The following is a 26,046-nucleotide window of genomic DNA, read 5'->3' as shown; positions in this document are numbered from 1 at the left end:
CTATGTGGTATTTCGCTTGGATTTTAGGTGTACTTTTGGCCTGTACCTTAGGTGTAATAAATGTAATGTGGTACGAATTTCATCAAAATAAAAACAGCATTGCTGATGATGAACAAGCCATGCACGATTTATTAAACGATGCTAACAACACAAAAGATGACGACTAACCCCCGACCAGATCGCGCGCAGCAGCAATCACTGCGCGCTTTTTTAAAACGTCAAAGTAAACCCGCTGCAGTGTGGTTAAAGTTAAGCATTGCACTGGGTACTTTTAACGCATTACTGATGATTGCAGGTGCTTATTTACTTGCGCAAACTATTCACAACGTTATGTTTGAAGGTAATAATTTAGCCCAAGTTACTCATTTATTATGGCCCTTAGCAGGCATTATTTTATTGCGCGCGGTGTTTTTAGCATTAAGCGAACGCTTGAGTGCATATGCTGCACTTAAAATAAAATCGGCTATGCGCCAAACACTTCTAAATAAGCTCAGCTTACTTGGGCCAAGCTACATAGAACAACACGGCCAAGGCGCTACATTAAATACCCTACATAATGGCGTAGAAGCACTCCACGACTATTATGCTAAATACCTACCTGGTGCTGCTTACAGCGCGCTTATTCCGCTGGCAATATTGGTTGTTATTTTTCCGACAGATTATAAAGCTGGGCTGATATTTTTATTAACCGCCCCGCTCATTCCTTTTTTCATGATTTTGGTAGGCTCAAAAGCCGAAGCTTTAAACCAAAAACGCTGGAAGCAACTTGCTGTACTGGGCAATTACTTTTTTGACCGCGTACAAGGTTTAACTCAACTCAAGCTATTTAATGCAACACGTACCGAGCTTAAACAAATAGCTAAAATTTCAGATGATTTTAGACACGCTACACTCGATGTTTTAAAAATCGCGTTTTTATCATCATTTGCACTTGAATTTTTAGCCACCATTAGCGTGGCATTAGTCGCAGTAATTATTGGTTTTAGACTGTTTTTTGGCACTCTTGATTTTGCTACTGGTTTTGTGGTGCTACTTTTAGCGCCTGAATTTTATTTACCACTGCGCCAGCTAGGTAGCCATTACCATGCACGCTTACAAGGCATTAGTGCCGCTGCCGATATGGTTGCGATTTTAAATGCACCACTGCCAAATGACGAAAATTCGTCAGTGACTACCAGCACGCCTGAAAACAATTTAACTTTAAATACAATTAACTCCATAAGTATTACCGACCTTAATTTTATATACCCAGATAGTAACGAAGGGATTAAAAATATAAATTTAACACTGCCAAATAAAGGCTTAATTGCCGTTGTGGGCAGTAGTGGCTCAGGTAAAAGTACGTTGTTTGATTGCTTATTAGGGTTTCACCCTGAGGTGATAAACCACCTATCTATTAATGATCAGAGTTTAAGCACAACCGATATTACTTACCTGCAAAATAACATTGCATGGATACCACAAAAAGCGACGCTGTTTTACGACACCATTGCTGCCAACATTAAATTGGCCAAACCAACTGCCACACAGCAAGAGCTTGAACATGCAGCAAAGCAAGCTGGTGTGCTTGAATTTATAAATACCCTACCCGATGGTTTTAACACACTGATAGGTGAGCAAGGGGAAGGGCTTTCTGGCGGACAAAAGCAACGCATCGCACTGGCTCGCGCATTCATAAAACAAGCACCAGTTTTAGTGCTTGATGAGCCTACAGCGCACCTTGATAGCCAAACAGAGCTGCTTATTCAAGATGCTATTAATGAATACGCTAAAAACAACTTAGTATTAGTCATTGCTCATCGACTAAATACCGTTAAACATGCCAGCAATATCATTGTTATGCACGATGGGAAAATAGCTGAGCAAGGTCACTTTGAAACACTTGCAGCGCAAAATGGTGCATTTGCTGATTTATTAAAAACGGCCAAACAAGGGGTTGCGCATGCATAATTTTATTCGCTTATTAAAGCTTTGTGCTCCTCATTATAAAGCGATGCTATTGGGTACATTTTTAGCAACGATTACGGTATTAGCTAATGTGGGCTTGTTGGCTATTTCTGGCTGGTTTTTAGCATCAATGGCAGCTGCAGGTATTGCGGGCGTGCAAATGAACTACTTTACTCCAGCAGGAACGATTCGGTTTTTAGCAATTGTACGAACTGCATCGCGCTATGGCGAACGCCTAGTTACTCATAACGCCACGTTTTTATTACTAAGTGAAATACGTACCAATGTCTTTGCAACGTTAAGTAAGCTTAACAATGTTGATTTAGCAATGAGCCGCAGCGCTGATCTAGTTAACCGATTACAAAACGATGTAGACGCACTCGACAAGTTTTATTTAAACGTTTTGCTTCCTATGCTGGTCGCTCTTTTAAGTGTGCCAATCATCATGCTGTTTATGTCGGCCTATAATGGCAACGTCGCCCTTATTTGCTTTATTGGCATTATACTTATTGGTGTGGTTATACCTGCCCTACTCAGCGCAAAGCTCACTAAAAACAGCCACAAAGAAACACAACTTAGTGCACAACTTCGCTCTGAGCTTTCAGATACACTTACAGGCCTTAGAGAGCTTAGTATTTATCAAGCCCGTTCGCAGCAGCTTAATAAGTGCGACGAATTAAGCGAGCAGTACAATCAGCAATTATTTATTCGCCACAAAGCACTAGCAAACTCAGATGGGTTAAGCTTATTGGTTGTTCAATTAGCGATGCTTGCTAGCATAGTAACCATTGTCCCGCTGGTTTACGCAAGCAGTATGGTAAATGTAGAACTTGCTATGTTAAGCCTGTTTGTACTGGCAAGCTTTGAAAGCGTATTGCTACTACCTAACGCGTTTATAGAGCTTCCAAGTGTTTTAAAAGCAGCAGAGCGATTGTTTACACTTGAAGATAAAGCCGCTAGCTCACAAGTTAAAGATACACATGTAGACGTTGATAAAAGCTTTAGCTCGCAAAACCACACGTTAGCACTTAACAATATCAGCTACCAATATGGTGAGCAAACAGCGCTTACTAATATCAGTTTTGAGTTAATGCCCCAGCAAAAAGTAGCGATTGTAGGTAGAAGCGGAAGCGGTAAAACAACGCTTGTAAATCTACTTACTGGTTTATGGCCTTTACAACAAGGCAGCATAACGCTAAATAATCAAAATAGCGTTGTTGACTTACATTCATTAAATAATGATATACGCGCAAGTGTGATAAATATATTAGCCCAGCAACACCATATTTTTGATGGCACACTGAGTGAAAATTTACGTTATGCCGCGCCAAATGCAACTAAAGAGCAAATGATTGAAGCGCTCTCATTAGCGCAATTAAGCCCGTGGTTTAATGAGCTAAAAGAAGGTTTAAAAACACGATTAGGCACTGGCGGGCGTAATGTGTCACAAGGTCAGTCTAGACGTATAGCTATTGCACAAGCATTACTTAAAAGTCCTGCTATTTTAGTTCTTGATGAACCAACAGAAGGTCTTGATAATCAGTCTAAGCAAGGGGTAATGCAAGCAATAATGCATGTTATGAATAACGCGAGCGTGCTCACAATTACGCACGATCCCGCTCTACTTGCTCAAATGGATAATGTTGTATGGTTGGAAGGCGGTAAAGTAGTCGCACAAGGCTCTCATAAAGAGCTCAGTGGGGCTTATCCTGGTTATGTTGCGCTAACTACCCGGTTTTAAAACCTTTACTGATACATCAATAACGCCGACCTTAGGGTCGGCTATCTTTTTAAACATACTTTTTGATAAATCAATAATACGACCTCGCACATACGGGCCTCTATCGTTAATTCTTACCGTGACTGATTTGTTATTAGCTAGATTGGTAACAACCACCGTAGTACCAAAATCGAATTCTAAATGGGCTGCCGTGGCGGCTTGTTGGCTAAAGCGCTCTCCGTTGGCGGTTGTTCTTCCGTGGTATTTATCAGCATAAAAAGATGCTTTCCCAACTTGAGTGATTTCTCCAGCAGATGATTTAACAATAGGCTGGCTACTACAAGCGGCTAAAACTGAAGTAATAAAAAGAGTGACAACTAACTTAGGTAAACGCATAGGATGACTTTTATTATACAAATTAGATGCATACTAACTTGAGCTCGCTGAGTATTAACTGAATTAGGTCTAAACCGTGGGCAATAAAAAACCACCTTCGATTTATCATCTAGGGTGGTTTTTTTATGCTTAGAGCAAAACGCACGAATTATCTTACAATGCCGCGCTCTGAGCTTTTAACAAAGTCGACCATCAATTTCACAGCAGGATACTTTGCGGCATCCTCACTAAGCGACTCAATCGCTTCGTCTGCACCTAAGCTTTTACGATAAAACGCTTTGTATGCACGGCGTACAGCCATAATTTCATCACTTTCAAAACCACGACGCTTCATGCCTTCTTTATTGATAGCTGCAGGGCCTGCTGGCATACCAATGGTAGTAACAAATGGTGGTACATCTTTGTTAACACCTGAATACATACCAATAAAGGCATGTGCACCAATTTTACAAAACTGATGAACACCCGAATTACCACCAAGGATAACCCAGTCACCAACATGTACATGGCCGGCCACACTTGCGTTGTTAGCAAAAATTACGTTATCGCCAATTACCGCGTCATGTGCAACGTGTGTATAAGCCATAAACAAATTATTACTACCAATTTTAGTAACACCTTGGTCTTGAATCGTACCACGGTGAATAGTGGCACATTCACGGATAACGTTGTTATCACCCATGATTAAAGTGGTTGGCTCGTTGTTGTATTTTTTGTCTTGGCAGGCTTCGCCCACAGACGCAAACTGAAAAATATGATTGCCAGAGCCAATAGTTGACGGCCCTTTAACAACAACGTGAGACTCAATAATACAGTTATCACCGATAACAACATCATTGCCAATATAACTATACGGACCAACTGAGACATTGTTGCCTAGTTTAGCGCCAGGTTCGATTATTGCTGTAGAATGGATCACTATTAAAACTCTCTTCTCGCACACATAATTTCGGCACTACACACTATTTTGCCGTCGACTCTAGCTTCTGCAGCAAACTTCCAAATGTTGCGACGTTCTTTTAAAAACTCAACATGAAGATGCATTGTATCACCAGGAATTACAGGTTGTTTAAAACGTGCGTTATCAACAGCAGCAAACAAATATAATTCGTTTTCGCTACGGTTTTCTACTGTTTTAAAACCTAATAAACCCGTTGCTTGCGCCATTGATTCTAATATTAGCACACCAGGAAAAATTGGCTGATTTGGAAAGTGCCCAGTAAAAATTGGTTCATTTATAGAAACATTTTTAATAGCATGTAAAGACTTGCCAGGTGTAAAATCAATAACACGATCAATTAATAGCATCGGGTAACGGTGCGGTAATAAACTTAAAATTTCTTGAATATCAAGGCTATTTAATTCGTTTGCCAAAATAGCATCCTTATTAGTGTTCAACGTTATGACTTAGCCAATGCTTCAAGCGCTTTAAGACGAGATTTCATGTCTGAAAGGTTACGCAAGTGAGCTATTGATTTACGCCATTCTTTGTTTGTTGTATGGGGCATACCAGATGAGTAAATACCTGGTTCGGTGATTGATTTTGTCACCATACTCATGCCGGTAATTATAACACCATCACATACAGACATGTGACCATTAATTGCAGCCATGCCACCAATTTGACAGTTCTTGCCAATGGTAACGCTTCCTGCAAGTACAGTGCAGCCCGCTATTGCGGTGCCTGAATTAACTTCAACGTTGTGCGCTATTTGACACTGATTATCGATAATAACATTGCTATGAATGATGGTATTGTCCAGTGCACCACGATCAATTGTCGTACTTGCACCAATTTCAACTTTGTTGCCTATGATAACTGAACCAAGCTGAGGTATTTTAACCCACTGCCCTCGCTCATTTGCATAGCCAAACCCATCACTACCTACAACACTATTTGCTTGAAACAAACAATCTGAACCAATTTCAACATCGTGATAAATAGTCACACTAGGCCAAAGCTTAGTGCCAGAACCTATTTTAACACGTTCCCCGATAAAACTGTTCGGACCAATTTGCGCGTTGTCACCTATCACTGCATGAGCTTCAATGACTGCGTTAGCACCAATAGCGGCGCTATCACTAACAATCGCTGTTGAATGAACAGTTGCACTTGGATGAATACCAGTCGAGGCTGAGCGTGGTGTTGTATCCATAAATTGCGCTAATTTTGCGTAACTTACATACGGATTAGCAACAATAATTTTGCTGCCACTAAAGTACTCTGCATCGGCTTGGCTTACTATTACAGCACTAGCTTGAGTAGTTTCAAGTTGCGATCGATATTTTGAGTTCGCTAAAAATGCAATATGCCCAGAATGGGCATTTGCAAGTGTCGCTATTTTTTTTATTTCTAAAGCGCCATCACCCTGAAGTTCGGCGCCTAGAAGTTCCGCAATTTGCGAAAGCGTATAATTTTGCATAGAGTGATTATTTCTTACTAACAGCGGCTACAACTTTAGATGAAAGATCAGTCACTTCTTTAGGGTTAAAGTAAATAGTAGTGTCTTTTACTTTAACTTCGTCGAAGTCGCCGTCTTTAGCAATCTCTTCAATTGTTTTGATGATTACACCTTGAACTTTAGCAAGCTCTTGGTTTTGACGCGCTTTAATCTCTTGCTCTAAAGGGCGACCTTGTTCAGCAAGATTTTTTTGCATGCCTTGAATTTTTTCACGCAGAGTATCTTTTTGAGCTTGGCTCATAGTTGTACTTTCACGTTTAAATTTTTCAGCTTCAAAACGAATATCGCCTTGTAACTTTTCAAGCTCTTGACGACGTTCAGCAAACTCAGTTTGTAAAGACTGTTCAATTTTAGCCATTTGAGGAATTTGCTTGTAGATTTCCTGCATATCAACAATACCTACTTTGTGTGCAAATGCATTCACAGAAGTACCCATCATTAACGTTGCTAAAACTGCTACAGCTGTTGATTTAAATAATTTTTTCACAAAAAACTCCTTTAGAAAGTGTTACTAATGTTAAAGCTGATGGTTTTCGTATCGTCATCTTCTTCTTTTTGCAATGGATACGCAAAACTGATCAGCATTGGACCCATTGGAGAGATCCATTGTAATGAAAGACCGGTTGAAACCCTAAAACGCATTGGGTCTGAATAGTCATCTAATTTAGCACGTTCATCAACGCCTAAGTTTTGATAGCGGTCTACGTTAAACTCAGTATCCCATACGTTTGCAGCATCAACAAAGAAGCTAGTACGTACAGAGCTGGTATTTTCTTCATCTAAGAATGGTGTAGGAACAATTAGCTCCATACCTGCCACTGCTTTAGCATTACCACCAATACGACCTTGAGGCACTAGAATATCAAATTCTGATGCACCACCAATGCTACCGGTTGTAGTACCGTCTGCACCTGGCGTACCCGGAATAGACTGCGGTATACGCGACACTGCACGTGGTAATATTGTATTACGGTCAAAGCCACGTAGTTCCATTTCCGTTATACGGAAGTACTCTTGGAATGGAAGTGTTTGCTCATACCCGTTTGTAGAACCATAACCATTACCATAACCAAGTGCTGCACGCGTTGAGAATACCCAACGGTGGTCATTTGATATAGGCCAGTAAAAACGCGAATCGTAATTCAGTTTAAAGTACTGAAGATCTGAGTTAGGCGTTGTTGCTGTTAAGTTTAGAGTTTGACGCGAACCCGCTGTTGGGAATAAACCACGGTTAACGGTGATACGCGACCAGCCAACACTCAGCTCATACTTAGTAAAGTCAAAGCCTGCATCTGGGTTATCTGGATCTAAGAATGTTTCACGAAGTACACGCGTTTGCTCGTACTCTGCAATATCCGAAAGCTCTTCTTTAATCCAACGGGCGCCAAAGTTAACACGATTTACAGCATCAATTGGAAAACCAATATTTGTGCCTAAACCATAACTTTTCGATTTATATTCAACAAGACTGAATTTACTTGCATCGTAGTTTCTGTAAAAGATGCTACTGCCTTGCGATACACCATCTGGCGTAAAGTATGGGTCTGTGTACGATAAGCTTAAGCTTTCAGAACCTGTAGACGTATTAAGGTTTAAACCAATTTGGTTACCTGTGCCTAAAAAGTTAGATTCTGTTACACCAATATTAAACTGCAGACCTAAGTAAGAACCATAAGCAAGACCAGCATTAAAGCTACCTGCAGATTGCTCTTTTACAGTAAAGTCTACATCTACTTGGTCATCCACACCGGGTACAGGCACTACGTTAAAATCAACAGTTTCCATGTAAGGTAGGCGTTGAATTTGCAGTTTTGAACGCTCAAGGTTTTGATTAGATAACCATGCGCCTTCAAGTTGTGTCATTTCACGACGAAGTACTTCATCTGCCGTATTTTGGTTGCCACCAACAATAATACGACGAACGTATACACGCTTACCTGGGTTAACCGATAGTGTTAATTGTACTTCTTGCTTTTCGTCGTCAATTTCTGGAATTGTACGCACTTCAGCATTAGCGTAACCAAAACGTGCTAAGTAGCTTTTAATAAACTCTTCAGATGAAGTAACTACAGAACCGTTATAAAGCTCACCCGCTCTAAGTGGGATAACACTTTTAATTAAGTCTTCACGGCCAAGCAAGTCACCAATAAAGTCAAAACCTTTAACTTTATATTTTACGCCTTCAGTTAAGTTAGCTGTAACGTAAACTGATTCACGTTCAGGGCTCACTGAAACTTGTGTTGAGTCGATATTAAAACGCAGGTAACCACGGTCTAAATAATAACTACGAATTTTTTCTAAATCGCCTTCAATGGTTTGCTTTTGGTAACGGTCGCTACCCATAAACTGCCACCAAGGTAAATCTTGCTGCGATTCAGCAAGTTTAAGAAGCTCTTCATTAGAAAAAAGTTCATTACCCACTAAGTTAATTTGGCGGATAGAAGCAGCATCACCTTCATCAAACTCTAACTTAAGTTTAACGCGGTTACGTGGCAGCTTAGTAATACTGATATCTACTTTAGCGTTGTATTTACCAATGCTGTGGAAAAACTCAACTAAGCCTTTTTCGATACTATCGATAACGGTTTTATCAAGTGGTTCACCTTGGCGAATATCTTGCTGATCAAGAGACTCATTAAGCTGCTCGTCTTTAATGTCTTTATTGCCTTCAAACTCAATAAAGCTGATGGTAGGACGTTCCGTTACTTTAAAAATAACGTTGTTGCCATCACGAAGTGCTTTTATGTTATCAAAGTGCCCAGAACGATAAAGTGACTTTATTGTTTTTGAAATCGTATAGTCATCAACATTATCGCCTACGTTAATAGGAATATGTGTTAGCGCTGCACCAAGTGCTACGCGCTGCAAACCTTCAACTTTCAGGTCTTCAACAATAAAGGAGTTTTGGCCTAGGGCTGCAAAACTTGCACCCAATAAACTTGTTATTGCCAAATGTTTTTTTATAGCCATTTTATTATCTTTATCCTTTACAACTGTATTACCGCATAACACCTTACTAGTGGTGCTTTACAATCGTGTTCTAATTAGTAATTTGCCACGCTGTAACTACAAACGCGATACATCATTGAACAAAGCGAAACATGTTAGAAAAATGAGCAACAAGGCACCCACTTTAAAACCAAACTCTTGTGTCTTTTCAGAGACCGGCTTTTTACGAAAAAGTTCAATTATGTAATACATTAAGTGTCCGCCATCAAGCACTGGTAAGGGTAATAAATTAAATACACCCAAGTTAACGCTTATTAAGGCTAAAAAGCTTAAAAAGGCCACTAACCCATAGCTTACGCTAGTTCCAGCGCCTACTGCAATGCCCACAGGGCCACTTAAATTTTTAACCGAAACCTGGCCTGTAATTAAATTACCAATCATGTCAAAACTGAGTGTAATTAAGCGCCACGTTTCTTTTGTGCCTCGCACAATACTATCGAGCGGACCGTAATGCCTTGTCTCTACATAGCCATCAGGCCATTGCTGTACAACAGGAGCAACACCTAAAAAGCCTTGCTCAATACCGTTATTATCAATGCGCCCTTTAGGGGTAACTGTAATGGCTTGTATAGTATCTTGTCTTTTTACACTAAATTGTAAAGATTTGTTAGCTGATTGCGTAATAAGATTAACTAATTGCTGCCAATTGCTTATTGTTTCACCGTTTACAGCCAAAATTGTGTCGTTAACCTGTAAATTAGCGTGTTCTGCGGCTGAGTCTTTAGTTACGGCGGCAATTGTTAAAGTTGCTTGAGGCCTAAATGGCACAATACCTAACGAACTTAATGGTGGTACGTCTCGTTGGTCAAGCTTCCACCCCTCTAAATTAAGCGTTTTAACGCGTGGTTGAAGGTTTTTATCACGAACAATAACTTCAACGCTTTCTTCGCCTAAGTTAGACATAAGCGCAAACGTGGCATCTTGCCATGTCGTTATGTCATCATCACCAATTTTTATAATATGTTGAGAAGGCATAATGCCCGCCTGCTCTGCGCGACTGCCTTCGGTTATGCTGCCAACAACTGGCTTAACCGATTGCACACCTACCATGTACATCACCGCAAGAGCAAAAATGGCAAACAAAAAGTTAGCCATTGGTCCCGCAGCAACAATAGCAATACGCGCTTGTACAGATTTAGAGTTAAACGACAAGTGGCGTTGATTTGCTGGTACGTCATCAACTCGCTCATCAAGCATTTTTACATAACCACCTAATGGAATAGCGGCAATCACGTATTCGGTATTATATTTGTCATGCCATTTTAACAGTGGCTTACCAAAACCAATTGAAAAACGCAGCACTTTAACGCCCATTTTTCGTGCAACCCAAAAATGGCCATATTCATGTATGGCCACTAAAATACCAAGCGCTAAAATAAATGAGCCAAGATTCCAAAAAAAATCAAACATATTAATGCGCCACTTTTGTTATAAATTCTGAAGCGCTAATACGCGCTAATTTATCACACTCTAAAATTTCATCTAGGCTTTGCACATTGGTGTAAGTTGCAGCTTCTAGCGTCTGTGCATTTATTTTGTATATATCGGTAAAACCAATTTTACCGTTTAAGAATGCGCCCACAGCTATTTCATTTGCTGCGTTAACCGTTGTTGTCGCACCCTGCCCTGCACTACACGCATCAATCGCTAATTGTAAATTTGGATAACGAGAAAAATCAGGTTTAGTAAACGAAAAATCACAAATGTCAGAGAAGTTTAACGGTTTAACACCCGCATTAATTCGCTCAGGATACGCAAGTGCATGGGCAATTGGCGTGCGCATATCGGGGTTACCCATTTGCGCTAAAATAGAACCATCGTGGTACTGCACCATTGAATGAATGATACTTTGTGGATGAATAACCACATCAATATCACTCGCATCACAATTGAATAACCACTTAGCTTCAATAAACTCTAAACCTTTGTTCATCATAGTTGCGGAATCTACTGATATTTTTTGTCCCATCGACCAGTTAGGGTGTGCAACGGCTTCACTTACGGTTACATCTTTTAACGTATTTATATCACGCGTTAAAAATGGGCCACCAGAGCCGGTAAGCAAAATTTTACTTACGCCATGTTGCTGTAGTTTTTGATCGCCTTTGGCATTTTGTAACGAAGAAGGTAGGCATTGAAAAATTGCATTATGTTCGCTATCTATTGGCAGCAAAGTGGCTTTATGTTGTTTAACTTTATCAATAAACAACTGACCTGACATAACTAAAGATTCTTTATTAGCTAGTAGTACTTTTTTACCCGCTTCAACAGCACTTAATGTAGGTAGTAAACCAGCTGCACCTACAATTGCCGACATTACAATGTCAACATCAGGATGAGCACATAAGTCACTCATTGCTTGCTCACCGTGCATAACAAGAGTTAGGCACTGAGTATTAGCTAAATACGCAGATAATTGCTCTGCGGCCTGCTGGTTAGCCATAATCGCATAAAGCGGTTCATGTTCAATACACAACTCCGCCATTTTCTTTGCATTTTGTCCTGCAGCCAAAACAAAAACATCAAATAACTCTTTATTGCGCGACACAACATCAAGTGTACTTAAACCAATTGAGCCCGTTGCGCCTAAAATAACCAGCAATTGCTTTTGGCTCATAAACTAAGAGTCCACGCATAGCACATAACAAACATTGGAGCAGCAGCCGTTAAGCTGTCAATTCTATCTAAAATACCGCCGTGCCCTGGTAAACATCGACCGCTATCTTTTAAACCAGCTTCACGTTTAAACATGCTTTCCAGTAAATCACCTACCGCAGAAAACAACGCAATAAATGCTGTCATTATCGCGTACACAGGCCATACAACTAAATCTACATCGGTAAAGTGACAAAATGCTAATACAAAAATAATAGAAGCGACTACACCGCCTGCTAAACCTTCAATTGTTTTATTAGGGCTTACTTTAGGCATTAACTTATGTTTACCAAAACTTTTACCCGTAAAGTAAGCACCCACATCTGCGCTCCATACAATACCGAGTACCACTAAAATTAGCACCGAACCAAAATGAGTTGATTCAGCATATTGCGCGCTACGTAGTGTATTTAGTGCAAGCCATAACGGCACAAGCGTTAATAATCCTGCAATGCCGCGCATAACTAGGCCTTCATTCCACGCTTTAGCCATTTCTGGGTAGCGCCAAATTAAATAGCTAGCAACAATCCACCAAGCAAACGAAAGCGTAAATACGTAGTTTGCATCACCGACTAGCTTGCCATTTTCCCATAATGATTCAATAGGCCAATGTAAATTAAGCAAGGCAAGTAAAGCTGCAATAAACACAACAAAGGCAGCACGTTTAAGCTTGTCGCAAAGGCCCATAAATGCAGACCATTCCCATGCGCCTAATAATACAATTGCACCAGCAAAGTAACTAAATAACGTAAGCGGTGTATAAAAAACCAAAGCCAATGCTAATGGAGCTAGCACTAGAGAGGTTAAAATTCGTTGTTTTAACAAAATGTGACCCTTATTCTATTTAGGTTTGAGCGAGTAATTGTTTTATTTGTTCGCCCGTACAACCAAAACGTCGCTCTCTGGCAACGTAACACGCAATGGCCTCAGCAAATGCTGCTTCATTAAAATCTGGCCAAAGTGTTTCGGTAAAGTAAAGTTCTGCATAAGCAACTTGCCATAGTAAAAAATTACTAATACGAACATCGCCACCAGTGCGAATAAGTAAATCAGGTTCTGCCTGATCTGCCATGCTCATATGCTGTGCTAAGCGCTCTTCTGTAATATCTTCTGCGTTTAGTGTGCCCTGCGCAACTTGCAAAGCAAGTTGTTTTGCCGCATTGGCAACATCCCAACGACCACCGTAATTAGCTGCAACATTTAAACGCAACCCGGTGTTATTTTCAGTCAGCTTATGCGCAGCGTCTACCTTGCTACGTAATCCTTCAGAAAATCGTGATAAGTCTCCAATAATGGTCAGTTTTACATTGTTTTTATGAAGCTTTTTAACTTCCTTTGTTAAAACAAATAAGAAAAGCTCCATTAAAGTGTTTACTTCGTCTTCAGGGCGGCGCCAGTTTTCACTACTAAAAGCAAATAAGGTTAACGATTGTATCCCTAATTTAGTACAAAACTGAACAGATTGACGAACTGCGTCTACGCCTTTTTTATGCCCATACACACGAGGTCTATTTCTAGCTTGCGCCCAACGTCCGTTCCCATCCATGATGATAGCAACATGTTTGGGTAAACATTGCTGTGAAATTGTGTCAGCATCTAGAACCATAAATATCGAGTATTCCATAAAAAAACGCCGCCTAGTATACCCTAGACGGCGTTTCAAAACTAATAATTTTAATAGGTCCTGTCGACCTTTCAGGATTGTAATTTGTTCAATCTAGGGGCGACTTAATCGCGGCGCAAGATTTGTAACCTAGTGGACTAAGCAAAAATCGAGTAAAGCTTCCGCGTCCTGCTCACGCCCCTTACCTACATCCATGTAGGCAACAAAGAGTTAATCGCCCCTAGACAGAACCCTTTGGGCAGCGCGTGTTTGGATTTTATGCATCGTTATCGCCCAATTATGGGGAATAACCACACAACATAGGCTCTGCCTTGCCTAAAAACCAAACACACTGCTGCAAATTCAACCTCGAAAGATAAACAGGACCTTACTTAGATTTCCATCAATTCTGTTTCTTTGGCAGCTAATAAAGTATCCATTTCTTTAATAAACTTATCAGTAAGCTTTTGAATCGCATCATCTGATTGACGCGCTTCATCTTCAGATATGTCTTTATCTTTTAATAAACCCTTTACATCGCCATTAGCATCACGACGAATGTTACGAATAGCAACACGACCGCCTTCAACTTCAGCGCGTACAATTTTGATTAGGTCTTTACGACGCTCTTCTGTAAGTGGAGGAAGTGGTACGCGAATAACAGTACCTGCCGACATAGGGTTTAAACCTAAGTCAGATGCCATAATTGCTTTTTCAACAGCTTGCGCTAAAGACTTATCAAATACACCAATAGCCAGTGTACGAGAATCTTCAATTGTTACGTTAGCAACTTGGTTTAAAGGCGTTGGTGCACCGTAGTACGACACCATAATGCCATCTAGGATTGCAGGATGTGCACGGCCAGTACGAATTTTAGATAATTGGCTACCTAGTGCAGTTACACTTTTTTGCATGCGCGCTTGCGCGTCTTTTTGAATATCGTTAATCACGGTTTAATCCTAATTATTTGATTATTTCATCTGAGGCTTGTGAAGAAATAAGTGTACCTTCTTCTTCACCCATAATTACGCGTTTTAGCGCGCCTGATTTATTCATGTTAAATACGCTCAATGGCATATTGTGATCGCGGGCTAGAGTAAATGCCGCTAAATCCATAACTTTTAATTCTTTTTCAATGATTTCATTGTAGCTTAAGTGGGTATAAAGCGTCGCATCTGGGTTTTTAACAGGGTCATCACTGTATACGCCATCAACCTTAGTCGCTTTAATTACTGTATCCGCTTCAATTTCGATACCGCGTAAACATGCTGCAGAATCGGTAGTAAAAAATGGGTTACCAGTACCCGCTGCAAAAATGACTACGCGACCAGTTTTCAATAAACTAATTGCTTCAGCCCAGTTATAAGCGTCACATACACCATTAAGCGGAATAGCCGACATAAGACGACAATTTACAAATGCACGGTGTAGCGCATCACGCATTGCAAGGCCGTTCATAACCGTTGCAAGCATACCCATGTGATCGCCTACTACGCGATTCATACCTGCTTCTGCAAGTGATCCACCGCGTAAAAAGTTACCTCCACCAATAACTAAACCCACTTCTACGTCGAGCTCTACTAGCTCTTTAATTTCTTGTGCCATACGGTCTAAAACTTTAGGATCGATGCCGAAGCCTTCGTCTCCCATTAAAGCTTCACCACTTAATTTGAGAAGAACACGTCTAAAAATAGGTTTGCGATTGATAGTCATAGTATTGGGGCCAACTTTTATTGAATTATGGATAAAAAATAACCGCGCTTATGTTAAACATAAAAGCGCGGTTATTTTAAAGAATTTCTAGCTGCGAAGCAAAACCAAATAGTACTTTAATTGCATCTAATTTCATTATCCTTCACAAATAGTAATCTTACTTAGCTTTAGCAGCAGCAATTTGAGCAGCAACTTCAGCAGCAAAATCTTCTTCTTTCTTCTCGATACCTTCACCAACTTCTACACGTACGAAGCTAGTAACTGTTGCGTTTTTCTCTTTAAGAATATCGCCAACAGTTTTCTTAGGCTCCATGATGAAAGCTTGACCAGTAAGAGAAACCTCACCAGTGAATTTTTTCATGCGGCCAACAACCATCTTCTCAGCGATTTCAGCAGGCTTGCCTTCATTCATCGCGATTTCGATTTGTACTTGCTTTTCTTTAGCAACAACATCGGCTGGTACATCTGAAGGTGTTAAGTATTCAGGGCTAGATGCAGCAACGTGCATTGCAACGTGCTTAAGTGTTTCTTCATCAGCAACACCCGCAACAACAACACCGATACGATCGCCATGACGGTACTCAACTAGGTTTTCACCAGTTACGTACTGCAGACGACGTACATTGATGTTTTCGCCAATTTTAGTAACTAGCTCAACACGGTCTTCTTCAAACTTAGCTTGTAAGTCTTCGATAGAGATAGTGTCAGCAATTGCAGCGTCAGCAACTTTGTTAGCAAATGCTAAGAAGCTTACGTCTTTTGCAACGAAATCTGTTTGACAGTTAACTTCTACTAGTACTGCAACACCCGCGTTTTGCTTGATGATGATAGTACCTTCAGCAGCAATGTTACCTGCTTTTTTAGCAGCTTTAGCAGCGCCACTTTTACGCATGTTTTCAATCGCTAACTCGATGTCGCCATCAGTCTCAGTTAACGCTTTTTTACAATCCATCATGCCAGCGCCTGTGCGCTCGCGTAATTCTTTAACTAGGGCAGTAGTTACAGCCATTAGTAAATCCTCAAATCTGAAATCAGGTTAGATAAGCGGGTTACCCGCTCGACAAGAATAGCAAGTCTTCACCTTAAAAAGATGAAGACTTGATGACAGCTAATTACTCAGCTTCAACGAAATCGTCTTTCTCAGCTTGAGCAACGATGTTATTCTCGCGACCTTCAGTAATAGCAGCTGCAACAGCGCTAGTGTAAAGGCTTACAGCACGGATAGCATCATCGTTACCAGGTACGATGTAATCAACACCGTCTGGGTTAGAGTTAGTATCTACGATTGCAACAACTGGAATACCTAGGTTGTTTGCTTCACGGATAGCAATGTGCTCGTGGTCAGCATCGATAACGAAAAGCGCGTCTGGAAGACCGCCCATGTTTTTGATACCACCAAGGCTCTTTTCAAGCTTTTCCATTTCGCGGTTAAGCGTTAACGTTTCTTTCTTAGTTAACTTCTCGAAAGTTCCGTCTTGGCTTTGTGCTTCAAGGTCTTTAAGACGCTTGATTGATTGACGTACAGTTTTCCAGTTAGTCAACATACCACCTAACCAACGGTGATTTACGAAGAACTGGTCGCTTTCTAAAGCAGCTGATTTAACTGCGTCGCTTGCTGCGCGCTTAGTACCAACGAAAAGAACTTTACCTTTGTTTGCTGCAGCACTTGATAAAAACTTAAGTGCGTCGTTGAACATTGGTACAGTTTGCTCAAGGTTGATGATATGTACACGGTTACGTGTGCCGAAGATGAAAGGCTTCATCTTAGGGTTCCAGTAACGTGCTTGGTGACCAAAGTGAACACCAGCTTGAAGCATATCGCGCATTGAAACGTTTGCCATTTTATAGATCCTCTATAGTTGTTTAGGGTTAGGCCTCCACATATCCCATAGCACCAACACCGAAGTAATTAAACTTCAAATGCACCCAAGTGTATGTGACGATACGTGTGTGTGTTAAAATAAAATTGTGTTTGCCTTAAATACAAAAAATCATTTAAGAATTTATTTGTAAAAAGACGGCGCGCTTTATACCATATTAAAATTAAATACTCAACGTCGCGTGCAAAATTTGTTCGACGATAAATGTTAAAAACTCAACTTTGGAGCCTCAATGAGCGCTATTATCAAGACCCCTGAAGAAATAGAGAAAATGCGCGTAGCTGGGCGCTTAGCGGCCGATGTACTTGAAATGATCGGCCCTCATGTAGTGCCAGGTGTTACCACCGATGAGCTAAATACACTTTGTCATGATTATATTGTTAATGTGCAACAAGCAATCCCTGCTCCGTTAAATTATCATGGCTTTCCAAAATCAGTTTGTACGTCAGTTAATCATGTTATTTGTCACGGAATTCCAAATGACAAAGCATTAAAAGAAGGCGACAGTGTAAATATCGACGTAACTGTCATTAAAGATGGTTACCACGGCGACACATCTAAAATGTTCCACGTTGGTACACCAAACATTCAAGCTAAGCGTCTTGCAGAAGTAACACAAGAAAGCTTATACCTTGCTATTAAAATGGTAAAACCAGGTGTGCGCTTGGGTGATATTGGCTCAGCAATTCAAAAATATGCAGAGAGCTTTAACTACTCAATTGTACGTGAATATTGCGGCCACGGTATCGGCGCAGGATTTCATGAAGAACCACAAATAATGCATTACGGTAAAGCCGGTACCGGCGAGGCCTTAAAAGCAGGTATGTGTTTAACTATTGAACCTATGGTTAATGCGGGTAAACGCCAATGTAAGCTTCTTAAAGATGATTGGACAGTAGTAACACGCGACCGTAGTTTGTCTGCACAGTGGGAACATACTTTATTAGTGACTGAAAATGGTGTTGAAATTTTAACGCTACGATCAGATGATACTATCGAGCGGATCATAGAACACTAATAAAACCGAAACACTTGATAAGAAAATTCTTATCCGTGTGAAAGGTTCAACAAGGAGCCAGCCCACGTGGCATTACCCAACAAAGTAAAAAAGTTGCTTAGCGATGCAGAGCAACTTAGTGATTATCGCGATTGTTCTAGCTATTTTTATAAATGGTTACATAACGAATTCTCTAAACAACCGGTTGGGAATTTAATTAATGCCCGGGCTGAGTTTATTGACCGCCTACTCATTAAGCTTTTTCATGTTTACGACTTAGCGCGCGAACCTGATTTAGCATTAATAGCGGTAGGCGGATACGGACGTGGTGAGCTACATCCCTACTCCGACATCGACTTTTTATTGCTTGTAACTAAACCGCCAAGCGAAGAAATATGCGAAAAAATAGGCCAGTTTGTCACCATGCTATGGGATCTCAACTTAGAGATTGGTCACAGCGTGCGTACGATAGAACAAGCCATTGAGCAAAAACGTGAAGACGTTACTTTTGCCACCAGCTTGCTCGAAAGCCGCCTTATTTTTGGTAACCACATTGAGTTTGAAAAACTCAAAATGCATATTCTTGAAACGCCAGTATGGCGCTCAGGTGAATTTTTTACTGCCAAAGTTCAAGAACAAAACTTACGCCACAGAAAGTGCCACGGCACAGCGTATAATCTTGAGCCAAACATTAAAGAAAACCCCGGTGGTCTGCGCGACTTACAAACCATTATTTGGGTGGCAAAAAAGCATTTTAGAACCGAAACCCTGCAAGAGTTAATAAGCCACGGCTACTTAACTCACGAAGAGTTTCAAGAGCTTTCTGAGTGCCTAGAAAATCTATGGAACATTCGCTTTGCACTGCATTTAGCTGCAGGTCGAGCTGAAAACCGCTTATTGTTTGATCATCAACCGCAAGCCGCCGAAATTTTAGGTTTTGGTAGCGACGGTAAAGCCTCTGTTGAGCGTATGATGAAACGCTTATTTAGAATAATGAGCCGCGTGCGCGAACTTAACCAAATGCTACTTTCATACTTTGAACAAAGTATAATGCCCGAAAGTAGTGCTGTGGCAGCAATTGAACTCGACAGAAACTTTGAGCAAGTAGGTCATCAAATACGCGTAAAAGATCCGTCGGTATTTTTTAGACGCGACCAACTCTTTGTATTGTTTGAGCACATAGCCGATAACCCAGCAATAACGCATATTTACCCAAGTACTATTCGTACTATTCGCCAAGTGCGCCGTCGTTTATTGGGCGATTTGCAAGATTACGCAGCCTGTCGCGAAGCCTTTTTACGCTTAGTTAAACACCCTAACGGCATGGGCCGCGCATTTACGCTCATGCACAAGCACGGCATGCTTGCCGCCTACTTACCGCAGTGGCGTAATATATTTGGGCAAATGCAGTTTGATTTGTTTCACGCTTACACCGTAGATGAGCACACTCACAAATTAATCAAAAACATTTACGAATATTTTGATAAAACAGGCATTAGCGAGTTTCCTATTTGTAGTGAAATAGTCACTCGAATGGACAAACCAGAGCTACTTTATTTAGCCGGTATATTTCACGACATTGCTAAAGGCCGAGGTGGCGACCACTCAGAACTTGGCGCTGTTGACGCAATAGCATTTGCTAAATTACATGGTTTTTCATCGGTGGATGCAAAGCTCGTTGCATGGCTTGTAAGTAATCATTTACTTATGTCGGTTACCGCACAGCGTAAAGACATTAACGACCCTGCTGTAATAAAAGACTTCGCTACACGCGTTAAAACAGAGCGCCAACTCGACTACTTATATTGTTTAACCGTTGCCGACATACGTGCAACCAACGACAACTTATGGAACGATTGGAAAAACACCCTACTGCGTGAGCTCTACTTACACACGCAGCGCGCTTTGCGCCTAGGACTCGAAAACCCAATGGATCAACGCGACCAAATTCGCGATAAAAAGCACCAAGCTAAACAACGCTTAATAAATCTGGGTTATCAAGAGGAAAAAATTGATTTAATTTGGAGCCGCTTTAAAGCCAACTACTTTACCGCCTTTAGCGAACAGCAAATATCATGGCAAAGTGAGCATTTATTAAGTAGCACAGACTTAAGTCAGCCAAGTGTTGTTGTATCTAACAAAGCTATGCATGGTGGCACACAAGTATTTGTATACAGCCCCTACTCTGGCCCACTGTTTGCCCGATTAGTAAGTGTGATTGGCTCTAAAAAAGCGCAAATACAACATGCGCAAGTACTGACCACAAAAGACGGTTACGTCTTGTTTAGCTTTGTAATACTTGAAGTAAGTGGCGACCCTATTGCAAGTGGTCGAGCGCAATCAATTAAACGCGGGCTTGAGCAAGCACTAAGCGATCCGCGTAAAAAGATTCGCTTTAAAAAGAGCCGCTCTCAACGCTTTAAAGATTTTAATATTAAACCTAAAATTGTGTTGCGCCCACATGCACGCAAAGACCGTAGCTTAATAGAAATTCAAGCCGTCGATATACAAGGTTTACTAACCAAAATAGCCGAAGTTTTCCAAGCGCATTTACTACACATTCACGCTGCCCGTATTACAACGGTAGGTGAACGTGCCGAGGATTTCTTTGTCGTATCTAATAACGAATACCAAGCGCTGACTGATGAAGAACAAGCAAAAATTCATCAGGCATTACGTAAAAAATTCAACGCCGAAACAGAATAGAGGACACACATGTCAGATTTAAAAACGATGATCGAAAACGCATGGGACAACCGCGATAGCATTAGCCCAAGCACAGTATCAAGCGACGTAAAACAAGCTATTATCGACGCACTTGATTTACTTGATAGCGGCGCAGCACGCGTTGCCGAAAAAATATCAGGTGAATGGGTTGTACACCAGTGGCTTAAAAAAGCAGTCTTACTGTCGTTTCGTATTCGCGACAACCAGCCAATGAACGACGGCGTAAACCAGTTTTACGACAAAGTACCACTTAAATTTAGCGACTATACGCCAGAGCAATTTCAGCAAGGCGGTATGCGCGTAGTGCCAAACGCAGTAGCGCGTAAAGGCAGCTTTGTAGGTAAAAACGTCGTACTTATGCCATCGTACGTAAACATTGGCGCATACGTTGACGACGGCACCATGGTTGATACATGGGCAACTGTAGGCTCATGTGCACAAATTGGTAAGAACGTACATTTATCAGGTGGCGTAGGCATAGGCGGCGTTTTAGAGCCTCTACAAGCTAACCCAACCATCATTGAGGACAACTGCTTTATTGGCGCACGTTCTGAAATTGTTGAAGGCGTAATTGTTGAAGAAGGCGCAGTAATTTCAATGGGCGTTTACATCAGCCAAAGCACTCGTATTTATGACCGCGAAACCGGCGAAATTCACTACGGCCGCGTACCAGCAGGCGCAGTAGTTGTACCAGGCGCACTACCGTCAAAAGATGGCACCCACAGCCTTTACGCTGCAATCATCGTAAAAAAAGTAGATAAGCAAACACGTGAAAAAGTAGGCATAAACGCCCTACTACGCTCAATTGATGAGTAACAGTCGGTTAAGTTGAGTGAAACGAAACCCAACGATACTTTGAAGTTAAGTGTTTTAGCTAAACTTTAATTGTATATAGAAAAGCTCTAAGCCCTTTGGGTCTAGAGCTTTTTTTGTTATCTGAACGTTTTCTATTATTAAATGGAGAGTTGATCATATGGATACTGAAGAAAGTAACGAGCTAGTCTATCACTACACATCTTTGGATGCTTTTATCTCTATTGTGAATAGCAGAACCTTTCGGTTTGGCGACGCAAGAGCAATGAATGACTATACAGAGATAGATCATAATATTAATCTTCTTTTAAATTTAGAAAAACAAAAACCTGAGTTAATGAAAGAATTAAATATTTCAAATGAAGGGTTTAATAAAGGCATTAAAAATATTAAGTTTTTCAAAAAGCATATTGAAAATCACTATATACATATAATGAGCTTTAGTAAAAACCCAGATTCTTTAAGCCAGTGGCGGGGATATGCAGATAACGGTACAGGAATATGTTTTAGTATCAATTTATCAGCATTACGACACTGTCTAAATAATACTTACCGCATTGCTGGGAATTGCGTTTACAAACAAGGAGAATTAAACACAGAAGCACAAAACTTATTAAAATTAGCCTCAACTTTTGATAGTGATCAATTTGAATTTGAGGCTAGAAGTAACTTTCTTGATAACTTTATCGCATTTATAACAACAGGTAAAAATGAGGCTTTTATAGACGAAGGTGAAGTAAGGTTAGTTTCTTTCATTGAAAAACTGCCACCACCTCAAGATGTGAAATTCATAAACTCTAATGGCTTTATTAAAAGCTATCTTGAAGTAAGTTTTCGAATAAATATAATTGACACAATTATACTTGGACCGTGTTGTAAATTTGCAGCTAATGACCCCGTCTTTAATGATATGTTAGACAATTTATTTTTTAATAAAAAACTCTACGAGTTAGGAGTTGATACTAACCCATATAAGCCTAAAGTTTTAAGTTCAAAGGCAACTTTCAGATAACCATAGGGTTTCGTTTCACTCAACCCAACCTACGCCGATAAAAACAATACCGAGCTGCTGCTCATTGTTAGCAATGACCTCCCAAAACCAAAAAAGCACTTATAAAATAAGTGCCTTTGTTGGTTTGCTCAATTAGTTTTCTTTACAGTGCGTTAAATACGTCGTCTGTTTTAGCTGCGCAAATAAAATCGTTTTTGTGTAGGCCTTTAATTGAATGGCTCCACCATGTAACCGTTACTTTGCCCCACTCGGTTAATAAACCTGGGTGATGGCCTTCGTCTTCTGCCATGTCGCCTACTTTGTTAGTAAACGCGATAGCCTGTTTGAAGTTTTTAAATTTATAAACACGCTCAAGCTGCATAATGCCGTCGCGTACTTCTGGTACCCAGTCTGGGATTTTAGTAATTAATTGTGCTAACTCTTCGTCAGATACTTTTGGCGCATCTACATGACAGGCTTCGCATTTTTGTGCACTTAATGAAGACATTCTAAATCCTTACTTTTTAGCTTTTTTAGCATTAATATTTAACTGGCTAATTTTTCTTTTGGTGGAAATTTTGGGTCGTGCAAACCAAGCTCTTTAGCTCGCTCAACCAAAGTCATAATATCCATTTGCGATATATCAAACAGATCATGAATCGAATTTATGGTGTAGTACTGTGGTTGCATAATATCAATACGGTACGGCGTACGCAGTACATCAAGCACATTCATTGGGCTAATTTCTGGCGTGTTTGAGTATACGTACTGAGTTTCACCTGGGCTTGATAAAATACCACCGCCGTAAATACGCAGGCCGTCTTCGGTTTGCATTAAACCAAATTCGACTGTAAACCAGTATATACGCGCAAGGTATACACGGTCTTTTTTCTGCGCTGCGTAACCTAATTGCCCGTACTTATGCGTAAACTCGGCAAAGTCAGGGTTAGTTAGCATGGCGCAATGGCCAAATATTTCATGAAAAATATCTGGCTCTTGTAGGTAGTCAAATTCTTCGCGGCTACGAATAAATGTAGCTACCGGAAACTGCTTGTTTGCCAGTAATCTAAAAAACTCATCAAAGTCGATAAGCGCAGGTACTGGTGCAACTTGCCAACCGGTAGTGGCTAGTAACACTTCGTTTAGTTCGCTTAACTGCGGAATACGATCGTGCGGCAGGTTAATCTTTTTTAACCCTTGCATGTACTCGTTGCAGGCTTTGCCTTCAATGCATGCAAGTTGGCGCGCTACAAGCTCAGACCAAATTTTATTTTCTTCATCACTCCAGTGTATAACACCATTTTCGTCTGGTGTTTTGGATGTGTATTTACTTGCTTTAGCCATAAGTACCTTCTTGGGTGTGAGCCCTAAATCGGTGTCAGTGTGATACTCAAACCTATTGAATATCGAATGACCCCATACTATGCAAAAGTGAAGAAAAGTTTAATAGATAGGCTAACATCAGTATTTGGCGCGATCACCCCAATCGTAAAGTTAAAATTACACCTGTGGCACACTAAAAATACGGACCTTTAAATAAAGGCCTGTAGCTTGTTTTTATGTGTATACAATTAATTACACCTAACCAATTTTAGTAAAAGCTTGGTTTAAATCACTAATAATGTCGTTAACATCTTCAAGCCCAACCGAGAGTCTGATCAGCCCATCACTTATTCCAGCGGCGGCTCGCTCCTCTGGCGTATAAGGCGAGTGAGTCATAGATGCAGGATGCTGAATCAGTGTTTCAGCGTCGCCAAGGCTTACTGCAAGTGTACAAAGTTTCATACTATCAATAAATTGTGCGCCATCTTGTAGCGTGCCTTTTATTTCAAACGCAATAACACCACCAGCGGCTTTCATTTGATTACCAATAAACTTATAACCTGGGTGCGATTTAAGCCCCGGGTAATATACGGTGCTTACTTGTGGGTGCGCTTCTAGATATTCGGCTATTGTTTGTGCGCTTTGACAATGGCGCTCTATTCTAATAGCGAGTGTTTTTAGGCCTCGATTAATTAGCCATGCATCGTGCGGGCTTATAGTTGCACCAATGTCTTTTAGTACGGTCATTTTAATGTGTGTTATGTGCTCAAGCGATCCACATACAATACCGGCAACTACGTCTCCGTGGCCGTTTAAGTACTTGGTCGCACTGTGCATTATAATGTCGATACCGTATTTTTTAGGCGATTGCAGTAGCGGTGTTAAAAAGGTGTTGTCGACCACACTAATTAAATTGTGCTCTTTAGCAACTGCGCCAATCAGTGCCAAATCAATAACTGCCATAGTGGGATTAATTGGCGTTTCTACAAATATCATTTTTGAATTAAGTTCGATGGCAGCGCGTAGTTCGTCCTCGTTGGTCATATCAACAAAAGTGACTTCGATTCCCCAGCGCGGCAACATATGCGAGAAAAACGCAAAGGTACAACCATACAAAGCACTTGAGGCAACAAGATGATCTCCCTGCGATAAAAAGCTCAGTACTGAGGCTGATACAGCCCCCATACCTGTTGCGGTTGCAGCAGCTGCTTCACAGCTCTCTAGTTGAGCAACTTTTTGCTCAAGCTCTGTGGTTGTAGGGTTTCCTAAGCGCGTATAAATATAGCCAGGTTCGTCGCCTGCAAAACGCGCAGCACCTTGTGCGGCATTTTCAAAATGAAAGGTAGAGGTTTGATACAAAGGAGAAGTGAGTGCGCCGTGCGGGTCGTTTGCTTTTTGTGGTCCGTGAATACACTGGGTGTTTATATGATGCTTGCTCATTGTAGGCTCATTTTTTGATTATTATGTTTTTGCGATTCAACAATCAAAACGTATGCGCTTACAAACAGCAAGCATGCCGGATGCTCAGATGGCTATTTGTGTAAAAACCGTGCAGCGCACGTTTGTACACAAATATTGCCACTGCTAATCTAGGGTCTGTTGATCTTTGCGGATTAAAATTTGTTCAAACTAGGGGTTATTTAATCGCGGCGCGAGGTTTGTAACCTAGTGGGCTAAGTAAAAACCGAGCAACGAAGAGTAAATAGCCCCTAGGAAGAACCTTTGGGCAGCGCCTGTTTGGCATTAATGCTACGTTATCAACCATTTATGGGGAATAACCACACTACATAGGCTCTGCCTTGCCTAAATA

At 40.8% G+C, this 26,046-nt stretch carries 24 protein-coding genes; 7 read left to right on the top strand and 17 right to left on the bottom strand.

Annotated features, from left to right (window positions below; all coding sequences use genetic code 11):
• Positions 1–2: 2 nt before the first annotated feature.
• The 3 genes from cydX to cydC are packed head-to-tail and all read left to right on the top strand — an operon-like array spanning position 3 to position 3,688.
• On the top strand, positions 3–167 hold the full coding sequence (cydX, locus tag I6E82_RS03590) for a cytochrome bd-I oxidase subunit CydX (protein ID WP_002958303.1): 165 nt from the start codon (positions 3–5) through the stop codon (positions 165–167).
• Positions 157–1,950, top strand: coding sequence for a thiol reductant ABC exporter subunit CydD (cydD, locus tag I6E82_RS03585; protein ID WP_197116719.1), 1,794 nt, complete (start codon positions 157–159; stop codon positions 1,948–1,950). The genes cydX and cydD overlap by 11 nt, the downstream gene beginning before the upstream one ends.
• A complete protein-coding gene (gene cydC, locus I6E82_RS03580; protein WP_197116717.1) occupies positions 1,943–3,688 on the top strand; it encodes a thiol reductant ABC exporter subunit CydC in 1,746 nt (581 codons plus the stop codon). Before cydD ends, cydC begins: the two co-directional genes overlap by 8 nt.
• Here the strand turns inward: cydC and I6E82_RS03575 are convergent.
• The 14 genes from I6E82_RS03575 to rpsB form a co-directional block, all read right to left on the bottom strand.
• The gene (locus tag I6E82_RS03575; RefSeq protein ID WP_010553743.1) at positions 3,671–4,063 is read right to left on the bottom strand and encodes a septal ring lytic transglycosylase RlpA family protein; all 393 of its coding nucleotides are present in this window, start codon (positions 4,061–4,063) and stop codon (positions 3,671–3,673) included. The two genes, cydC and I6E82_RS03575, sit on opposite strands and share 18 nt — an antisense overlap.
• Positions 4,064–4,211: 148 nt before the next feature.
• Entirely contained in the window at positions 4,212–4,982 is a 771-nt protein-coding gene (gene lpxA, locus I6E82_RS03570) for an acyl-ACP--UDP-N-acetylglucosamine O-acyltransferase (RefSeq protein ID WP_039484358.1), read from the bottom strand.
• Positions 4,983–4,984: 2 nt separating this feature from the next.
• Complete coding sequence (gene fabZ, locus I6E82_RS03565; protein WP_007580997.1) at positions 4,985–5,437, bottom strand: 3-hydroxyacyl-ACP dehydratase FabZ; 453 nt, start codon at positions 5,435–5,437, stop codon at positions 4,985–4,987.
• 26 nt (positions 5,438–5,463) lie between these two features.
• On the bottom strand, positions 5,464–6,486 hold the full coding sequence (gene lpxD, locus I6E82_RS03560; protein WP_197116715.1) for a UDP-3-O-(3-hydroxymyristoyl)glucosamine N-acyltransferase: 1,023 nt from the start codon (positions 6,484–6,486) through the stop codon (positions 5,464–5,466).
• Positions 6,487–6,493: 7 nt separating this feature from the next.
• On the bottom strand, positions 6,494–7,012 hold the full coding sequence (locus I6E82_RS03555; RefSeq protein WP_007580993.1) for an OmpH family outer membrane protein: 519 nt from the start codon (positions 7,010–7,012) through the stop codon (positions 6,494–6,496).
• Positions 7,013–7,023: 11 nt separating this feature from the next.
• On the bottom strand, positions 7,024–9,495 hold the full coding sequence (gene bamA, locus I6E82_RS03550; RefSeq protein ID WP_007580991.1) for an outer membrane protein assembly factor BamA: 2,472 nt from the start codon (positions 9,493–9,495) through the stop codon (positions 7,024–7,026).
• 96 nt (positions 9,496–9,591) lie between these two features.
• Positions 9,592–10,944: a sigma E protease regulator RseP gene (gene rseP, locus I6E82_RS03545; RefSeq protein WP_010553745.1), complete on the bottom strand. Its 1,353-nt coding sequence runs from the start codon at positions 10,942–10,944 to the stop codon at positions 9,592–9,594.
• 1 nt (position 10,945) lies between these two features.
• Positions 10,946–12,151, bottom strand: a complete 1,206-nt coding sequence (gene ispC, locus I6E82_RS03540; protein WP_197116713.1) for a 1-deoxy-D-xylulose-5-phosphate reductoisomerase — start codon at positions 12,149–12,151, stop codon at positions 10,946–10,948.
• The gene (locus I6E82_RS03535) at positions 12,148–13,014 is read right to left on the bottom strand and encodes a phosphatidate cytidylyltransferase (RefSeq protein WP_101217235.1); all 867 of its coding nucleotides are present in this window, start codon (positions 13,012–13,014) and stop codon (positions 12,148–12,150) included. The genes ispC and I6E82_RS03535 overlap by 4 nt, the downstream gene beginning before the upstream one ends.
• Before the next feature lie 19 nt (positions 13,015–13,033).
• A complete protein-coding gene (locus I6E82_RS03530; protein WP_007580985.1) occupies positions 13,034–13,813 on the bottom strand; it encodes an isoprenyl transferase in 780 nt (259 codons plus the stop codon).
• A gap of 371 nt (positions 13,814–14,184) precedes the next feature.
• Positions 14,185–14,706 carry a ribosome recycling factor gene (gene frr / locus I6E82_RS03525; RefSeq protein WP_206006177.1) on the bottom strand — a complete coding sequence of 174 codons (522 nt, stop codon included), beginning with the start codon at positions 14,704–14,706 and terminating at the stop codon, positions 14,185–14,187.
• Positions 14,707–14,755: 49 nt separating this feature from the next.
• The gene (gene pyrH / locus I6E82_RS03520; RefSeq protein ID WP_007580982.1) at positions 14,756–15,505 is read right to left on the bottom strand and encodes a UMP kinase; all 750 of its coding nucleotides are present in this window, start codon (positions 15,503–15,505) and stop codon (positions 14,756–14,758) included.
• A 157-nt stretch (positions 15,506–15,662) separates the two neighbouring features.
• Positions 15,663–16,514, bottom strand: a complete 852-nt coding sequence (tsf, locus tag I6E82_RS03515; protein ID WP_007580981.1) for a translation elongation factor Ts — start codon at positions 16,512–16,514, stop codon at positions 15,663–15,665.
• Between the two features lie 103 nt (positions 16,515–16,617).
• The gene (rpsB, locus tag I6E82_RS03510) at positions 16,618–17,346 is read right to left on the bottom strand and encodes a 30S ribosomal protein S2 (protein ID WP_007580978.1); all 729 of its coding nucleotides are present in this window, start codon (positions 17,344–17,346) and stop codon (positions 16,618–16,620) included.
• Between the two features lie 271 nt (positions 17,347–17,617).
• On the opposite strand from rpsB, the gene map reads away from it, so the two are divergent.
• The 4 genes from map (at position 17,618) to I6E82_RS03490 (ending at position 22,934) form a co-directional block, all read left to right on the top strand.
• Positions 17,618–18,403 carry a type I methionyl aminopeptidase gene (map, locus tag I6E82_RS03505; RefSeq protein ID WP_007580976.1) on the top strand — a complete coding sequence of 262 codons (786 nt, stop codon included), beginning with the start codon at positions 17,618–17,620 and terminating at the stop codon, positions 18,401–18,403.
• Positions 18,404–18,469: 66 nt separating this feature from the next.
• Positions 18,470–21,088, top strand: a complete 2,619-nt coding sequence (gene glnD, locus I6E82_RS03500; RefSeq protein ID WP_007580974.1) for a [protein-PII] uridylyltransferase — start codon at positions 18,470–18,472, stop codon at positions 21,086–21,088.
• Positions 21,089–21,097: 9 nt separating this feature from the next.
• On the top strand, positions 21,098–21,925 hold the full coding sequence (gene dapD, locus I6E82_RS03495) for a 2,3,4,5-tetrahydropyridine-2,6-dicarboxylate N-succinyltransferase (RefSeq protein WP_002958324.1): 828 nt from the start codon (positions 21,098–21,100) through the stop codon (positions 21,923–21,925).
• 157 nt (positions 21,926–22,082) lie between these two features.
• The gene (locus I6E82_RS03490; protein ID WP_024607854.1) at positions 22,083–22,934 is read left to right on the top strand and encodes a DUF2971 domain-containing protein; all 852 of its coding nucleotides are present in this window, start codon (positions 22,083–22,085) and stop codon (positions 22,932–22,934) included.
• A 142-nt stretch (positions 22,935–23,076) separates the two neighbouring features.
• On the opposite strand, the gene I6E82_RS03485 is transcribed toward I6E82_RS03490, so the two are convergent.
• From I6E82_RS03485 to megL, 3 genes are all read right to left on the bottom strand, one after another.
• Positions 23,077–23,421 (bottom strand): 4a-hydroxytetrahydrobiopterin dehydratase, encoded by a 345-nt coding sequence (locus I6E82_RS03485; protein WP_002958326.1) that lies wholly within the window; start codon positions 23,419–23,421, stop codon positions 23,077–23,079.
• A gap of 38 nt (positions 23,422–23,459) precedes the next feature.
• On the bottom strand, positions 23,460–24,257 hold the full coding sequence (phhA, locus tag I6E82_RS03480) for a phenylalanine 4-monooxygenase (RefSeq protein ID WP_002958327.1): 798 nt from the start codon (positions 24,255–24,257) through the stop codon (positions 23,460–23,462).
• 237 nt (positions 24,258–24,494) lie between these two features.
• The gene (gene megL, locus I6E82_RS03475; RefSeq protein ID WP_197116712.1) at positions 24,495–25,676 is read right to left on the bottom strand and encodes a methionine gamma-lyase; all 1,182 of its coding nucleotides are present in this window, start codon (positions 25,674–25,676) and stop codon (positions 24,495–24,497) included.
• Positions 25,677–26,046 lie beyond the last annotated feature (370 nt).

It is taken from the genome of Pseudoalteromonas sp. NZS11 (genome assembly GCF_015864765.1).
GTDB classification, from domain to species: domain Bacteria; phylum Pseudomonadota; class Gammaproteobacteria; order Enterobacterales; family Alteromonadaceae; genus Pseudoalteromonas; species Pseudoalteromonas arctica.
Note: the sequence above shows the minus strand (reverse complement) of the source record. Positions and strands in the feature narration are given on the sequence as shown.

Excerpts from the sequence above, each read along its gene's own strand:
- cydX (WP_002958303.1), top strand. The coding sequence starts at position 3 with ATGTGGTATTTCGCTTGGATTTTAGGTGTACTTTTGGCCTGTACCTTA.
- cydD (WP_197116719.1), top strand. The coding sequence starts at position 157 with ATGACGACTAACCCCCGACCAGATCGCGCGCAGCAGCAATCACTGCGC.
- cydC (WP_197116717.1), top strand. The coding sequence starts at position 1,943 with ATGCATAATTTTATTCGCTTATTAAAGCTTTGTGCTCCTCATTATAAA.
- I6E82_RS03575 (WP_010553743.1), bottom strand. The coding sequence starts at position 4,063 with ATGCGTTTACCTAAGTTAGTTGTCACTCTTTTTATTACTTCAGTTTTA.
- lpxD (WP_197116715.1), bottom strand. The coding sequence starts at position 6,486 with ATGCAAAATTATACGCTTTCGCAAATTGCGGAACTTCTAGGCGCCGAA.
- bamA (WP_007580991.1), bottom strand. The coding sequence starts at position 9,495 with ATGGCTATAAAAAAACATTTGGCAATAACAAGTTTATTGGGTGCAAGT.
- rseP (WP_010553745.1), bottom strand. The coding sequence starts at position 10,944 with ATGTTTGATTTTTTTTGGAATCTTGGCTCATTTATTTTAGCGCTTGGT.
- ispC (WP_197116713.1), bottom strand. The coding sequence starts at position 12,151 with ATGAGCCAAAAGCAATTGCTGGTTATTTTAGGCGCAACGGGCTCAATT.
- I6E82_RS03530 (WP_007580985.1), bottom strand. The coding sequence starts at position 13,813 with ATGGAATACTCGATATTTATGGTTCTAGATGCTGACACAATTTCACAG.
- frr (WP_206006177.1), bottom strand. The coding sequence starts at position 14,706 with ATGCAAAAAAGTGTAACTGCACTAGGTAGCCAATTATCTAAAATTCGT.
- pyrH (WP_007580982.1), bottom strand. The coding sequence starts at position 15,505 with ATGACTATCAATCGCAAACCTATTTTTAGACGTGTTCTTCTCAAATTA.
- tsf (WP_007580981.1), bottom strand. The coding sequence starts at position 16,514 with ATGGCTGTAACTACTGCCCTAGTTAAAGAATTACGCGAGCGCACAGGC.
- rpsB (WP_007580978.1), bottom strand. The coding sequence starts at position 17,346 with ATGGCAAACGTTTCAATGCGCGATATGCTTCAAGCTGGTGTTCACTTT.
- map (WP_007580976.1), top strand. The coding sequence starts at position 17,618 with ATGAGCGCTATTATCAAGACCCCTGAAGAAATAGAGAAAATGCGCGTA.
- dapD (WP_002958324.1), top strand. The coding sequence starts at position 21,098 with ATGTCAGATTTAAAAACGATGATCGAAAACGCATGGGACAACCGCGAT.
- I6E82_RS03490 (WP_024607854.1), top strand. The coding sequence starts at position 22,083 with ATGGATACTGAAGAAAGTAACGAGCTAGTCTATCACTACACATCTTTG.
- I6E82_RS03485 (WP_002958326.1), bottom strand. The coding sequence starts at position 23,421 with ATGTCTTCATTAAGTGCACAAAAATGCGAAGCCTGTCATGTAGATGCG.
- phhA (WP_002958327.1), bottom strand. The coding sequence starts at position 24,257 with ATGGCTAAAGCAAGTAAATACACATCCAAAACACCAGACGAAAATGGT.
- megL (WP_197116712.1), bottom strand. The coding sequence starts at position 25,676 with ATGAGCAAGCATCATATAAACACCCAGTGTATTCACGGACCACAAAAA.